The sequence below is a fragment of the Priestia sp. JV24 genome (assembly GCF_025910025.1).
Lineage (GTDB): Bacteria > Bacillota > Bacilli > Bacillales > Bacillaceae_H > Priestia > Priestia megaterium.
Window position 1 is genome coordinate 249,385 of record NZ_JAPCIN010000016.1, and the last position, 14,394, is coordinate 263,778.

A 14,394-nucleotide genomic window follows, 5' to 3' on the forward strand; every position below is an offset into this window, starting at 1 on the left:
TTCAACTCTATTCTTTTCGAAAGATACAAGCATCTATAAAAAAAACAAGAGCATAAAGTCAGCTCTTGTTTTTTCATTATATAGCTACTAATGTTAAATGAGGATCGTTATAATACACCACTTCTGAAAGAACTTTACAGCCATTTGTTTTGGCAAAAGCTTCTCTCGCCTGCTTTTCAGTTTCAAATTCAAACATTTTCATTTCTTTTCCAGCATATACCGTCAGTACCCACATGAAAAGATTCGCCTCCGATTATTGTAGGGATCGTTATATCCACATTATGCCGAAACCATTTCCTTTTGAAAACCCATTCTACAAAACTTGTCACAAGAAACTTTTAAAAATTTAAAAACATTTTAACTTCTGTAAATGAACAAAATGTACAAAAGGTTTAAGCAATATTACACCTCTTTAAAAAGGTGCTTTTTAACCAACTGTTGCTTCACCAGTAAAAAATATATAGTATTTATTAAAAAAAAGAAGCCGGACAGCCGGCTTCTTTTTTAGGAAAGGAAAGTACAGACATCACAATCCCGTACTTCTCTTTATTTTGCATAAAAATACACTAATTAAATATTCCTTTCTTAAAACAGAACCATGTTCGACTGCACATAGTGATAAAGAAGCTTATACGTATGGTTTAATGAATCTTGATGCGTTCTCTCAAACGCATGAGAAGAATCAATTCCTGGACCAATTAAGCCGTGTACGATATCATGTCCAGCACGAATAGCAGCAGAAGCATCTGACCCGTAAAACGGATAAATATCTAATTTGTACTGAATATCATGCTGCTTAGCTAGCTCCACCAAATGCTTTCTCAAACCGTAATGATATGGGCCGCTTGAATCTTTTACACAAATAGACACGGTGTATTCATCGGTAGATTGTCCATCTCCCATAGCACCCATATCAACCGCTAAGTATTCTACTGTTTGAGGTGTAATGTTCGAATTTCCTCCGTATCCAATTTCTTCGTTATTTGAAATGAGAAAATGCGTAGTGTATGGCAGTTCGATCTGTTCTTCTTGAATTGTTTTCATGAGCTGAAGCAATAAAGCTACGCTTGCTTTATCATCGAGATGACGAGATTTAATAAAACCGCTTTTTGTTATTTCTACACGAGGATCAAACGAAACAAAGTCGCCGACTTCAATTCCAAGGCTGCGAACATCTTCTGCGCTATGTACTTTTTCATCCAATCGAATTTCTATATTTTCTTGATTTCGCTCAGCTTTCCCTGCATCTTTATACACATGAACAGATGTTTGATGCATAAGGATGGTTCCTGTAAATACTTCTCCTGATGAAGTTTCAATTTCACAATATTCTCCTTCAATAGAATTGTAACGAAACCCTCCAATCAAGTCGATTTTCAGACGTCCACTCGGTTTGATTTCTTTTACCATAGCACCTAATGTATCGACATGAGCCGTCAGCATGCGGTGGTGATCTGTATCTTTACCGGGAATAGTAGCGACTAAGCCTCCTTTTCGATTGCGATACGTTTGAATATTTAGCTCTTTTACATAGTCTTCGACAAATGAAATTACCTTTTCTGTATTTCCAGAAGGACTGGGAATCGAAACAAGCTTTTTAATTAACTGAACAGTTTCCGTCATTATGACACTTCCTTTGTCTCTCATTTCTTTTATTTTACCATATGTTTCAAAAAAGATAACAGGCAGCTCCAAACAAAACAAGCCGGGCAGCTGCCCGGCTTGTTTGTTTTAAGCTATGTTTGATTTCTTTAATTCATTTGTATAATTTAATGATTTTTGCTTATCAAATTCGCCTTCAGACTTCGACATCACAATTGCAGCTAAAGCATTTCCTACTACGTTAACTGTGGTACGCATCATATCAAGAATGCGGTCAATTCCTGCAATAAATGCCATGCCTTCAAGAGGGAAGCCCATAGATTCAAGTGTAGCAAGTACAACTACAAACGATGCCCCTGGTACACCAGCCATTCCTTTTGAAGTTAACATTAGCACAAGAAGGAGCTGAATTTGATCCATAATGGAAAGGTCGATGCCGTACATTTGAGCAATAAATAGCGATGCCAGGGCCTGATAAATGGTTGAACCATCTAAGTTAAACGTGTAGCCTGTTGGAATAACAAACGATGTAACCGATTTAGAACAACCGAAGTCTTCCATCTTTTTGATAAGAGATGGTAAAACGGCTTCTGAACTTGCCGTTGTAAAAGCAAGAAGCAGCTCATCTTTTAACACTTTTATCAGCGTAAACATGCTTGTTCCAGCCATTTTAGCAATAATTCCAAGAACCACAAGCACAAAGAAAATCATGGTGAAGTAAACGGCGAACACTAATTTTCCTAATGGAATAAGTGATCCGACACCAAACTTTATAATATTAACACCAATAAGTGCAAATACACCTACTGGAGCAAATTTCATCACCAAATTAGTTACCCAAAACATTGCATCCAAGACGCCTTCAAAAAAGGCTAAAACAGGTTTTCCTCTCTCTCCAATCGAAGCTACGCCTACACCAAACAGTACGGAAAATAAAATGATTGGTAAAAGATCGCCTTCTGCTACGGATTGAAAGACGTTTGTCGGAACAATATGAAGAAGCTCTTGAGCAATCCCTGTACTTTCAGACGTTTTTGCCGTTGCCTCATATTGAGAAATATCGCTTTTTTCAATATGTCCCATATCAACCCCTGCACCAGGGTGGAATAAGTTCGCGGCAATAATCCCCACTACAATAGCAATAGTTGTAACAATTTCAAAATAAAGAATTGTTTTTCCGCCAAGCTTACCTAATTTTTTGATATCGCCTACTCCTGCGACCGCTACGATTAATGCTGAAATCACAATCGGTACGACAATCATCTTAATTAAATGAATAAATATGTCTCCAACCGGCTGTAAAATAGAAATGGCTGTATCGCTTCCATAAAAAATTGCACCTACAGCTACGCCTAAAATCAGTCCAATTAGAATCTGAGTTGCTAGACCTAACCTTTTCACTTTCTTGCTCCTTTCGCACAGTTGACTTTCATCCATCGAGCATATGCGGTTCCGCGAACCGTGTATAAATATACATCCTTACAGCACCTTATGTAAACAGTTCTTTACTAAAAGGATGTAAGGCCGCACATGCGAATTTTTAAAAGCCACGGTTCTGTTTTATCATATCAAATAATTGTTGTATATTGAGATTTTTTTGCTAAGTATTTTTCTATTTTTGCTATTTCAGCGAATAAATTAAAAAAATAAAATTTTATATTGAAATATGCATTTTAGGTTAGTATAATACGATACATGTTTATTTTTATTATTCGAATATAAAATTCTGAAAATTTTAATTATTCAACACGATAATAAAAAGCATTTATAATTTTGGAGGTTTTAACGTGTCAAACAAAGTTCCTTTTTCATTTATAGTGGTTATTGGCTTTATGCTTTTTGCCCTATTCTTCGGTGCAGGTAATTTAATCTTCCCTGCAATGTTAGGTCAGTCTGCTGGAAGCAATATTTGGTCAGCAAACGCTGGATTTTTAGTAACGGGTGTAGGTCTGCCTCTTCTAGGCGTTCTCGCATTTGGTTTTTCCGGAAAAGAGGATTTGCAGTCTTTAGCTAGTCGCGTACACCCAGCTTTCGGTATTATCTTTACTACGATTTTATACTTGGCAATCGGACCGCTTTTTGCGATGCCAAGAACGGGAAGCGTTTCGTTCGAAATTGGCGTTAAGCCTTTTTTATCAGAAAATCCAGGGCATCTTCCCCTTATTATTTTCACGGTAATTTTCTTTACTATTACCTGCTTTTTTTCGCTAAATCCTGCGAAAATTGTCGATTTAGTAGGAAAAGTTTTAACACCTATTAAATTAACGTTTATTGGAATATTGGTAGTTGTAGCTGTTGTGAACCCAATTGGGAAATTTGAAGCACCAAGCGAAGCTTATACAACACACTCATTTTTTAAAGGCTTCCAAGAAGGCTACTTAACAATGGATACACTAGCATCATTTGTTTTTGGAATTATTATTATTAATGCAATTAAAGAAAAAGGAGCAAAAACTAACCGACAAATCATCACAATTTGTGCAAAAGCTACGGCTATCGCTGCCGTTATTTTAGCTCTTATTTATAGTGCATTGTCCTATATGGGTGCTTCAAGCGTATCAGAGCTTGGACGTCTTGATAACGGAGGTACGGTTTTGGCTGAAGTATCAAATTACTACTTTGGCTCTTATGGAGGAATTCTTTTAGGTCTGATGATTACCGTTGCTTGTTTAACAACAAGTGTAGGCCTTGTAACATCTTGTTCATCTTTCTTCCATAAGCTGTTTCCAAGGGTTTCTTATAAGTTGATTGCTGTCATTTTATCAGCATTCAGCGCTGTTGTAGCAAACTTTGGTTTAACAGAATTAATCGCTATTTCGGTTCCGGTCTTAACAGCTATTTATCCGTTAGCTATTGTGTTAATTGCTTTAACATTCTTACATCCTTTATTTAAAGGACGTTCTGAAGTTTACCAAGTAAGCCTTCTGTTCACGTTTATCGTTAGTTTATTTGATGGCTTAAATGCTGCTGGATTCAAAATTGCGGCAGTAAACGATCTGTTTACATCGATCCTACCTATGTATGGAGTGGGTCTCGGCTGGGTAGTTCCTGCTATTGTAGGAGGATTAATCGGTCTTGGCATTACCTTCCTTCGTACAAATGATAATACGAACAGAAACACTTCAAGAAAATTGATTAAATAAAAAAGAGGATGCGAGTGCATCCTCTTTTTATTATGGCGTCTTATGAGTAAGGAGTTTTTTTCTCCATTAACTTCACTTCTTCTTTTAACACATGTTTTTCGTATAGATATTTATCCGTTCGTTGAAAATGATATTTATCAGCTTTTTCTTTTTCAGATGTGGTCAAAAGCACTCGACGATCAGAAGCATCTGACACACCAAACGTTTCATTTTGATAAGTAGCATACGGAGCTACAAAAAACACTTCTTCAACAGCATCACGAGGAACTTCTTTTGTAAAAGTCGTGTCATTGTATGAAATGAATCCATTTGCTACATCGCCTTTATCATAGCTAATCAGCTTTACACACCCGTTTTCCGTTTCATAACATTCGTAATCCCGTTCATTATATGCTGCATACAAACCTTTTCGAATCACAAAAAACCAGTCCTTTACATTGGATTAGCAACCGCTGGCACAAATCGTTTTTCTTCTGCCACATAGGTAGCTAAAAGTACTTCTTCCCCATTTACCACTTGGTATAGTTCCGCTCCGTTTGCTGGTGGATAATAGTTATCAAATTTGAACTCTGGAACGGTTTCCCCGTTTCAAGATCCTGTAAACCCATTAAGCGTACATGGAGGTCCGTCTATTGTTTTTCCTCCGAACACAGTTCCGTAGGGAATATCAACATGGCTTACCGCTTGCGATTTGAATTTGATTACACCGTACGTCGATCCTTCTTCAGGAAACGGCCTTTTACCTGAACCATCGGTGTAATCTAAACGTAAGCTTTCAACAAAATCTTTGTACGAAGCAATATCATGAACATCTTCAGCTTTAGCTACATATCCTCCCACTGCCGTATAAGATCCATCTACATACTTTTCAATATCTTTAGCAGGGATCGTTTTTTGCAGCAGCGTATCTTTTGTAAGGGGTGAAACAGAGTCACGTATAGCCTTCATTACTTCTATTTCATGAGAAGTTAATGTTTTAACATCCTTTAATTTTAGTTCATTAAACTCCTTTTTTGTAAGATTGACGCGCTTTAGCACTTCATTAATTTTTTGATCGAAATCTTCTAAGCTTTCTAAATCTGAAGCCGTATAATGAGCATCAACTGTCCTTACATCTTTATATACTTTTTTAACTTCATTTAATTCATACTGTTCTACTTCATCAGCCGTTTTAAACGTTTCAACGCTTGAAATGGTTTTGCCATTCGTATCAGCTACAACGTAACCGTCTTCAGCTTTTATTACATATCCGACTTCTCCGTTACCTAACGCAATTAAGTCTGACTGTTGAAAAACGGCTTTCTCTTTTTCTTTTTGAAATTCCTTATCTGTCATTCCCTTAGTAACGAGAGCTTTAAGTTCTGATATGTCTTTACTGTCTTTTTGATTTGCTTCTACTTTCTCAGCTGTAACTGATGATGAAGTTTCTGTATTAGATGGAGAATGAGTGACCGTCCCGATGACAAAAATAAGACCAAACACAATCCCTATGCCATACAAAAATTTGCTTGTTTTATGAGCTCTAAATAAAATTCCTAACACAATGCAAACAATACCCGCAATCAAGCTATCTACTAATAATAGATGTCCCAACCAAACCCCTCCTCTTTAATTCTTATTTATGTTAAAAAAATCCACAAAAGAGGTCAATACAATTAATGTAAATAAAGTTTTAAATAGGAATATATTCATAATTATTACTAATTAATCCCTTTTAGTAGGTCTCAAAAATAAAACACACCACCTAAAAATAGATGGTGTGTGAAGTATAGTAAGTAATTAAGAAATTTGTTTAAGTTCTGATGAGAGTTTTAAAAACTCTTCTTTATTTTTCATCAATAGCGTGCGGTCGATTTCTTCTTTTAGCTGTGCTTTACGAAATTCTGCAATCGCCTTGTCTAAAATCATCTCAGCGAATAATGCATCAAGCACCTTTCCGTTGGATTTTTGCGGTGAATTAAGTAAATTCTTTTTCATAAGAAATCAACTCCTTGGCTTTTTTATAATATAACACAAATATTCTGACTTTTCAATCATTTAAACCAAGTATTTTAAATCTATTTTTTTCACATAAAAAGGCCGCCCTTTTGTTATAAAGCGCGGCCTTTTATTACGAATCTGAGGCTTTTTCTTTTACTTCCGCATAGTAATTTTCATATTCAATAAATTCAGGAGCTTGATGAGCTGCCATGATACCGTGGTAGCTGATATCTAAGCCCACTTCTTCTTCTTCTTCCGTAGATCGAAGCGGAACCACCAAGGAAATAACCTTTAACCCTATCCACGTCGTAACAAATCCCCAAGCGCATAGAGCGATTAATCCAAGAAGTTGAACTCCAAGTAACGTCCAGCCTCCTCCTGTAAACACACCGCCGTCTGTAGAAAACAAACCTACAGCCAACGTGCCCCATATTCCCGAAGCAGCGTGTACAGGAAAAGCTCCTACAGGATCGTCGATTTGACGTGCTTCGAGCCAGTTTGTAGCTGCCATCATTAATAAGCCAGATACAGCTCCAATAAAAATAGCAGATGGTGTGTTAACAAAAGCGCACCCGGCCGTAATGCCAACCAGTCCAGCAAGCGATCCATTTATTACAGAAGGTGCATCTGAACGGTTGTAGCGAAATAAAGTATAAAATAAAGTAGCTGCTCCGCCTGCTGCTGCTGATAACATTGTGACAATAGCAATGTGACCAATTCTAACGTCAGTGGCACTTAGCGTACTTCCTGCGTTAAACCCGAACCATCCAAACCATAATAAAAAAGCACCCACTGATGCAAGCGGCAAATTGCTGGGAAGAGAAACAGAACTAATTCCATTTTTCGTGAACTTCCCTTTTCTCGGTCCAATCATTATTGCAGCTGCTAAAGCTGAAAAACCACCAAGAGCATGGATAACCGCCGAACCGGCAAAATCAAGCATCCCTAACTTACTAATCCATCCGCCTCCCCAGATCCAGTGGCCGGCTATAGGATAGATAAATGTAGTCATCAAAATCGCATATAAAAGGTATGCACGGAAATTAATTCGTTCTGCCACTGCTCCAGAAACGATAGAAATGACCGCAATAACAAATGCACATTGAAACAACCAAAACGTTTCAAGCCCAATTGGAATGTCAAGGTGCGATAAATTACCTGATAGCGCAAAACCGCTTTTACCGACAACTCCGCCTAAATCATCTCCGTACATTAATCCAAAACCAATTAAATAGAAACAAAGCGTTCCTATTGTAATATCAGCGAATACTTTCATAATAATATTCACACTATTTTTGTAGCGGACAAAACCTGCCTCTAGCAAGGCAAAGCCGCCTTCCATTAACAAAATCATCGCCGCTGTTAACACGACCCACGTTGTATTTATCCCTAAACTTAGTTCATTAACACTCATATCCCAACGCCTCCACTGCTTTTTAATCGTTTTATTTCTTGTACAATAGCAGGCGAAAGTGTAATTTCACTTGTTTCTTCATTTTCCGCTTTTATTAATTCAAGAACTTCATGAAGTTCTCGCATTTGTGCTTTAAGGTGATCAATTTTTTTAAAGCGTTCCTTTACGTATACCATATACTCGACCGCTTGATGCTGACTTAAAGGACGCCCGGTAAAAAATTTACGAAACGGCGATAGTGATTGATACCAAGCTTCTTCAGCACGTTTCTTCTCTTCGTATTTACTAATTTTCGTTTTTATATCTTCTATTTCTTGTGCTTTAGCTTCTTTTAACTTCATTATAAATTCAATTAATTTTAATTGAGGCAATGTAATGACCACATTATGATAAAGTTCATCCACTATAACCATGTTATATCTCCTTACATAAGATGTTATATTCTGATTATATGTAGAACACTATAGTAAGTCAATGTAATTTTTTGAAAACTCTTTAAATAGTAAATGCGCCCTATCTTTTTAATACTTATAGAATATTAAGTCCGTATGTGTTGAAATATGACGTTATTTGTTTTATCGTAGGAAGAGGAATCATGTTAGTTCCCTATTTTAATTTTATTTACCTAGGCAATTATTCACTTTATTTCTTATAAACTTTTATTAAACATAGGGTTACGAGGTTCTTCACTTATTTTTTCAACGAAATGAGTTGATTTTATCTCGTATTAAAATTAAAATAGAATTATGTGCAAGATTTCACAACTTCACAATGTAGTTTGAAAGTCTAGCAGATAACTAGGAACTACATATGCAACAGTATCCAGCAAAGGAGGACTTTTCATGTCTCAATCAACTATTCAAAAATCAGCTGCAGAGGAAAATGCTGCTGTACAAACAGAAGCGGCAGTTAACAAAGGTCAAGCGGATGTGTTAGATCAATTGTTAAAGCCTGAAGTACAAGAAGCTCTTACTGTTCTTGTAGATAATTTACCAAAATTATCTGAAATGGTAACGGTGCTTACAAAAACTTACGACGTTGCGCAATCATTATTAACTGACGACGTATTAAAAGAAGATCTACTTGGTGGAGTAAAAGAATTTATCGAGCCGGTAGAAGGAACAGTAAAAGGTCTTGCAGCTACTGCAATCGAAGCAAACGATCGTGCAGAAGCAAATGCTTCTAATTCAATCGGTTTATTCGGTTTATTACGCATGCTTAAAGATCCACAAGCTCAAAAACTATTCCGCTTTGCACAAGCGTATTTAGACATTACAAACGAAAAACAAAAATAATTTTCATTAAAAAGTGTGGACGGAGGATCGACTATGTCAAAACATATTTTAATTTTAGGCGGCGGTTACGGTGGTTTATTAACTGCAATGACAGCTCGCCAACACCTAAGTGCGGATGAAGCAAAAATTACAGTAGTGAACCGTTTTGCTACTCACCAAATCATTACAGAATTACACCGTCTAGCTGTAGGCGGCGTTTCTGAACAAGCGGTAGCTTTACCACTTGATAAATTACTTAAAAACTACAACGTTGATTTAAAAATTGCAACGGTAAAAGAAATCTCACCAGATCAACGTGAAGTATCTCTTGAAGATGGTACAAAATTAAGCTACGACTACCTTGTTACAGCTTTAGGTAGTGAAACTGCTTACTTCGGTATCCCTGGTTTAGAAGAGCACAGCTTCGTTCTTAAATCAGTAAATGATGCAAACCGTTTACGTGCACACGTAGAAGCTTGTATCGCTGAATACAGCAAAACAAAAAATAAAGCTGACGGTACAATCGTAGTTGGCGGCGGCGGATTAACAGGTATCGAACTTGTTGGTGAATACGCTGACTTAATGCCAAGCCTATGTCTAAAACACGGTGTTGATCCAAAAGAAATTTCTCTATACTGTGTAGAAGCAGCTCCTACAGTTCTTCCAGGCTTCCCTGCTGAATTAGTAGAGCGCGCTCAATCAAGCTTAACAAAACGTGGCGTTACATTTGTTACTGGTACACCTGTAACAAAAATGGATGCTACAACTGTTGAACTTAAAGACGGCAGCAAAATTGAAACAAAAACAATGGTATGGACTGGCGGAGTTCAAGGTAATTCTGTAGTTGCTAACTCAGGTATCGAAGTAAACCGCGGTCGTGCACTTGTAAATGAATTCTTACAATCTACATCTCATAAAGATGTATTCCTTGCTGGTGACTCAGCGGTTGTAATGGGTCCAGAAGGTCGCCCTTACCCACCTACTGCTCAATTAGCTTGGCAAATGGGTGAAGTTGTAGGCGTGAACTTAGCAGTAGCTATTCGCGGCGGAGCAATGGAATCATTCGTTCCTGTCTTCTCTGGTACACTAGGAAGTCTTGGACGCAAAGATGCAATTGGTACAATCGGCGGAAACAAAACGCAATTAAAAGGTTTACCAGCATCACTTATGAAAGAAGCAAGTAACGTTCGTTACTTATCTCATATCAAAGGATTATTTGCATTAGCTTATTAATCCGTCTTAAAACGAAAGAGGAATTCTCCTCTTTCGTTTTTTTATTTACATAAGCCAAGAAATAAGAAGCGGCAGCGTAATCAACGATAAAATAGCACTAATGACAAAAGCAGATGCGGTTTCGTTTTCCAAGCTTTCAAACCGCAAAGCAATCATCGCAGCTACAGCAGACCCAGGAAAAGCTACCAGCAAAATAGCTTTTGTCACTTCATCTGAAGATAATCCTATCCATACTGCAATTCCGAGCATAACGATGGGTTGAACCGCTACTTTTAAGACGGCGATCCCAAGCGCACCTTTACTGAAGTTAATTTTTCCAATTCCAATCGTTACTCCTACCGCAAACAAAGCTGCTCCCGATGTGATACTTCCGATTTGATCAAGCATATCCTGTAAAAGTTTAGGTGACTGAAAGCCGCAAAGCGTTAAAATCACTCCAATTAACGGTACACATGCCAAAGGCTCAGATAAACCATGCAAAATGGAATGAACCGTTACTTTGAATAAACTTGTTTTCTCTTCCCCTTCTTTTCGCCCCCGTTGTCCAACGGTTCCTAAAATCGTTGCCAGCGGGTCTAAAATCGCGTTTACTACGATTCCTGTTATGGCAATTGGAATCGCTACGGCGCCTGCACCGAACAATCCTCCGAGTACTGGAATGCCCATAAAAGCAAACGTTGGCTGAGCTGAGTTTAGGGCAAACATAGAAGAAGAAGTTAACGTATGCTTCCCTGCATACTTCACGACGAGCAATATAATGATGTAAAACCCGACGATTCCTAAAATCAGCGCTACTAAAAACGGCCATTCGTCTATGAGTGTTTTTCTTGGAGTTGTCGTTACACCTACAAATAAGTGTGCAGGAAGCGCAAACTTCGTTACTAATGTGTTGAGCCCCTTAGACGTTTGCTTATCAAATTTTTTAAAGTGCCCTGCTAAATAACCAAGCAAAATGACAAAAAAGATAGGCGCGAGAATGAGAAAAATTTGACCTATGCTCATTTATCATTCACCTCATTCATTTCTTGCCTTAACCGGTTTATAAACAGGCTGCCATGCCGCTGCTTCTACAAGTTCAGTTACATTTTGCTTGGTAACAGTTGCTACGTTATCTTTTACAGCAGCATCAGCAACTGCTACAGCAACCGCCTTTGATACTTTTTGAAGATCTTTAATGTTGGGAAGAAGCGTATCTCCTTTTGTGTCTGTTTCTGCTATACGCGCTACTGCATTGGCTGCTTCTGCAAACATAGATTCAGTAAACTTTTGAGCGCGAACCACAATTGCACCTAAACCAAGACCCGGAAACACAAAAGCATTATTAGCCTGTCCGATTTCATAAGTGTGCCCGTTATATTCAACGGGTTCAAATGGACTTCCCGTTGCAATAAGGGCTTTTCCTTCCGTCCATTTTATAATATTTTCTGGAATAGCTTCAGCAAGTTTAGTTGGGTTTGAAAGCGGCATAATCACCGGACGCTCTACATGCTTTGCCATTTCTTTAATAATTTCTTCGGTAAAAGCATCCGTGACGCCTGATGTTCCAATTAAAATAGTCGGCTTCACTTGCTTGACAAGCTCCAACAGTGAAATTTTATTTTCATCGTCTTTTTCCCATTCTTTAATCTCTTCATTTTGGCGAACATACGGCTGTTGAAAAGGAGCTAAATCTTCCATATCTTCGGTTAACAGACCTCTGTAATCATATGCCCAAAAACGATCATACGCTTCTTCTTCAGATAGCCCTTCAAGCATCATCGCACTATGAATACGATCAGCATTCCCGATTCCGGCAGATCCCGGTCCAAATACAACAACCCTCTGATCTTTTAGGGGCGTTCCTGTAATACGCACCGCTGTTAAAACGGCTGCAAGAGTAATCACTCCCGTTCCTTGAATATCATCATTAAACGTTAAAATTTTATCGCCGTATTCTTTCATAATGTGACGCGCGTTAATATTCCCAAGATCCTCCCAATGAAGAAGCGCTTTAGGAAACTTGGTCGTTATTTCTTTTACAAATTGAGCAATAAAGCGATTATAGTCTTCTCCTTTTACTCGTTCATGACGATTTCCTAAGTACAAAGGATCTTCAAGAAGCTTTTTGTTATTGGTCCCCATGTCAAGAACAACAGGCAGTACGCGGCTTGGATCAATTCCCGCTGCCGCTGTGTAGACCGCTAACTTTCCAACGGCAATATTTATCCCTCCTACACCCCAGTCCCCAATGCCGAGAATACTTTCTGAATCCGTTACAACGAGCAAATCAATATCTTCGCCGTCGAGTCCTAAGTTTTCAATCGCCTCACTTAACCGATCCGCTTCATTTACGGATAAATATAGTCCGTCAGGTCGATGGTATTCATGGCTGTATTCTTGAATGGATTGACCTACAGTAGGCGTATAAATAATGGGAAGCATTTCACTTAAATGATCGCTTAATAAACGATAAAATAAGACAACGTTCCGATTATGCAGATCATTTAACGAATTATTTTTTTGAAGATCATTCGGCGCTTTTTTGAACTGCTCATATGCTCTTTTTGCCTGTTCTTCTAACGTTAAAACCGTTGGAGGAAGAAGTCCCTGCAGATGAAGCTCTTCTCTCTCTTCTTCAGTAAAAGCAGAACCTTTATTTAAATAAGAAGTGGATAAAACTGATTTTCCTTTTAGTGAAGTTGAAATTGACCCACCTTTTTCTATTTTATATGCTCTCATGTTTTTTTACCTCTTTTCCTAAACAATTAGATAGGGTTAGGGTCAGCAAAGAGATATATTTTTAACCATTTATTTTTAATGAAAACAAAAAAGAGATTGAGCCATAACTACATCAATCCAATCTAAAGACGACAAACGGGATAAATGAGACCTAACAACGTTCAACCTAACAATAAAAAATCCGAACGATTCATCGTTCAGATCTTCCTTACACGAAAATACGTTTTTTCCGCCTCGTTTTTTATACCACGCTATAGTTTTCCTGCTCACTTTCTGAGTAATTAGGTGGCTGTATATGTGAAGGCACAAGACATTCATAGCTTTCCCCTTCTAGTCTATCCTCCAGCTCTTGTTTGGCTTGACTAATCAGCTCTTGATTTTCTATCATTTCAATCGCCGTAGCCGCGATGGCTTTTCCAGCCAATAACATCGCATCGTGGGCATACTCCGTTTTCCCTTGAGCAACAGCTTGCCATGTATGAAACGGCGTAGCATAAGCCCACGTTGCAGTCACGCACTGTGCAGTGGGAACATTCCAGCTAACGTCTGCGACATCAGTTGATCCTGTCATGAAGGAAACATTTTTAGACATAGGAGCAATTTGGTTGAAAACCGGATGATCCGCTAAAGCTCTGTCTAGCAGTGAACCCACTTGTTTTTTTGCTGCTTCTTTATCTTCGGCGGATGTAGACTCGTAAATAGCTTTGGCAAAAGCTATTTCTTCATGTTTCACTTCAGCCAAATTTATTTGCATCATTTGCTTATGCATCAGCTGCTCCATTGTTTGATTTGGAATTAGATTAGCGCAGGCTCCTTGAATTTCCTGTTCCATTTGTGTTTCAGTCATTAAAGCCGCTCCCTTTGCAATTTTCACAACCCGTTCATAAAGTTCTTTTACTTGAGATGGTTTCGGAGCACGAATTAAGTACATCACTTCCGCTTCTGCTTGAACAACATTAGGAGAGATGCCTCCGCTATTTGTAATCGCATAGTGTACGCGCGCTTCATCTATCATATGTTCACGCATATA

14 protein-coding genes are annotated in these 14,394 nt (G+C 38.1%); 3 read left to right on the top strand and 11 right to left on the bottom strand.

All coding sequences use genetic code 11. From position 1 onward, the window contains the following. Positions 1-76 precede the first annotated feature (76 nt). The 3 genes from OK414_RS13755 to OK414_RS13765 all read right to left on the bottom strand — a co-directional run bounded on the left by OK414_RS13755 (position 77) and on the right by OK414_RS13765 (position 3,003). On the bottom strand, positions 77-235 hold the full coding sequence (locus OK414_RS13755; protein WP_013057318.1) for a hypothetical protein: 159 nt from the start codon (positions 233-235) through the stop codon (positions 77-79). A 350-nt stretch (positions 236-585) separates the two neighbouring features. Then, positions 586-1,623: a M42 family metallopeptidase gene (locus OK414_RS13760; protein WP_016764372.1), complete on the bottom strand. Its 1,038-nt coding sequence runs from the start codon at positions 1,621-1,623 to the stop codon at positions 586-588. 108 nt (positions 1,624-1,731) lie between these two features. Beyond that, on the bottom strand, positions 1,732-3,003 hold the full coding sequence (locus OK414_RS13765) for a cation:dicarboxylate symporter family transporter (RefSeq protein WP_014459829.1): 1,272 nt from the start codon (positions 3,001-3,003) through the stop codon (positions 1,732-1,734). Positions 3,004-3,389: 386 nt separating this feature from the next. Between OK414_RS13765 and brnQ the strand changes: the two genes are divergently transcribed. Beyond that, positions 3,390-4,745, top strand: coding sequence for a branched-chain amino acid transport system II carrier protein (gene brnQ, locus OK414_RS13770; RefSeq protein ID WP_034651532.1), 1,356 nt, complete (start codon positions 3,390-3,392; stop codon positions 4,743-4,745). Positions 4,746-4,785: 40 nt separating this feature from the next. On the opposite strand, the gene OK414_RS13775 is transcribed toward brnQ, so the two are convergent. The 5 genes from OK414_RS13775 to OK414_RS13795 form a co-directional block, all read right to left on the bottom strand. Further along, positions 4,786-5,163: a hypothetical protein gene (locus OK414_RS13775; RefSeq protein ID WP_016764375.1), complete on the bottom strand. Its 378-nt coding sequence runs from the start codon at positions 5,161-5,163 to the stop codon at positions 4,786-4,788. Between the two features lie 170 nt (positions 5,164-5,333). After that, entirely contained in the window at positions 5,334-6,338 is a 1,005-nt protein-coding gene (locus tag OK414_RS13780; RefSeq protein ID WP_263045855.1) for a hypothetical protein, read from the bottom strand. A gap of 186 nt (positions 6,339-6,524) precedes the next feature. After that, positions 6,525-6,722, bottom strand: coding sequence for an IDEAL domain-containing protein (locus tag OK414_RS13785; protein WP_013057324.1), 198 nt, complete (start codon positions 6,720-6,722; stop codon positions 6,525-6,527). Positions 6,723-6,855: 133 nt separating this feature from the next. Next, a complete protein-coding gene (locus OK414_RS13790) occupies positions 6,856-8,139 on the bottom strand; it encodes an ammonium transporter (RefSeq protein WP_013083425.1) in 1,284 nt (427 codons plus the stop codon). Beyond that, positions 8,136-8,552 carry a hypothetical protein gene (locus OK414_RS13795; RefSeq protein WP_013057326.1) on the bottom strand — a complete coding sequence of 139 codons (417 nt, stop codon included), beginning with the start codon at positions 8,550-8,552 and terminating at the stop codon, positions 8,136-8,138. The genes OK414_RS13790 and OK414_RS13795 overlap by 4 nt, the downstream gene beginning before the upstream one ends. A gap of 429 nt (positions 8,553-8,981) precedes the next feature. Between OK414_RS13795 and OK414_RS13800 the strand changes: the two genes are divergently transcribed. Together OK414_RS13800 and OK414_RS13805 are read left to right on the top strand one after the other, a co-directional pair. Beyond that, entirely contained in the window at positions 8,982-9,434 is a 453-nt protein-coding gene (locus OK414_RS13800) for a DUF1641 domain-containing protein (RefSeq protein ID WP_013057327.1), read from the top strand. 33 nt (positions 9,435-9,467) lie between these two features. Further along, the gene (locus OK414_RS13805) at positions 9,468-10,646 is read left to right on the top strand and encodes an NAD(P)/FAD-dependent oxidoreductase (protein ID WP_013057328.1); all 1,179 of its coding nucleotides are present in this window, start codon (positions 9,468-9,470) and stop codon (positions 10,644-10,646) included. Between the two features lie 45 nt (positions 10,647-10,691). Here OK414_RS13805 and OK414_RS13810 read toward each other — a convergent pair whose 3' ends face one another. From OK414_RS13810 to OK414_RS13820, 3 genes are all read right to left on the bottom strand, one after another. Continuing rightward, positions 10,692-11,648 (bottom strand): AEC family transporter, encoded by a 957-nt coding sequence (locus OK414_RS13810; protein WP_237892366.1) that lies wholly within the window; start codon positions 11,646-11,648, stop codon positions 10,692-10,694. 12 nt (positions 11,649-11,660) lie between these two features. Then, positions 11,661-13,364, bottom strand: coding sequence for an NAD-dependent malic enzyme (locus OK414_RS13815; protein WP_034651521.1), 1,704 nt, complete (start codon positions 13,362-13,364; stop codon positions 11,661-11,663). 241 nt (positions 13,365-13,605) lie between these two features. Then, a complete protein-coding gene (locus tag OK414_RS13820) occupies positions 13,606-14,379 on the bottom strand; it encodes a hypothetical protein (protein WP_230586548.1) in 774 nt (257 codons plus the stop codon). Positions 14,380-14,394: the final 15 nt, after the last annotated feature.

What these genes read in the sequence shown, in the direction of transcription:
- OK414_RS13800 (WP_013057327.1), top strand. Translation starts at nt 8,982, where the DNA reads ATGTCTCAATCAACTATTCAAAAATCAGCTGCAGAGGAAAATGCTGCT.
- OK414_RS13785 (WP_013057324.1), bottom strand. Translation starts at nt 6,722, where the DNA reads ATGAAAAAGAATTTACTTAATTCACCGCAAAAATCCAACGGAAAGGTG.
- OK414_RS13815 (WP_034651521.1), bottom strand. Translation starts at nt 13,364, where the DNA reads ATGAGAGCATATAAAATAGAAAAAGGTGGGTCAATTTCAACTTCACTA.
- OK414_RS13760 (WP_016764372.1), bottom strand. Translation starts at nt 1,623, where the DNA reads ATGACGGAAACTGTTCAGTTAATTAAAAAGCTTGTTTCGATTCCCAGT.
- OK414_RS13790 (WP_013083425.1), bottom strand. Translation starts at nt 8,139, where the DNA reads ATGAGTGTTAATGAACTAAGTTTAGGGATAAATACAACGTGGGTCGTG.
- OK414_RS13795 (WP_013057326.1), bottom strand. Translation starts at nt 8,552, where the DNA reads ATGGTTATAGTGGATGAACTTTATCATAATGTGGTCATTACATTGCCT.
- OK414_RS13820 (WP_230586548.1), bottom strand. Translation starts at nt 14,379, where the DNA reads ATGATAGATGAAGCGCGCGTACACTATGCGATTACAAATAGCGGAGGC.
- OK414_RS13810 (WP_237892366.1), bottom strand. Translation starts at nt 11,648, where the DNA reads ATGAGCATAGGTCAAATTTTTCTCATTCTCGCGCCTATCTTTTTTGTC.
- OK414_RS13805 (WP_013057328.1), top strand. Translation starts at nt 9,468, where the DNA reads ATGTCAAAACATATTTTAATTTTAGGCGGCGGTTACGGTGGTTTATTA.
- OK414_RS13755 (WP_013057318.1), bottom strand. Translation starts at nt 235, where the DNA reads ATGTGGGTACTGACGGTATATGCTGGAAAAGAAATGAAAATGTTTGAA.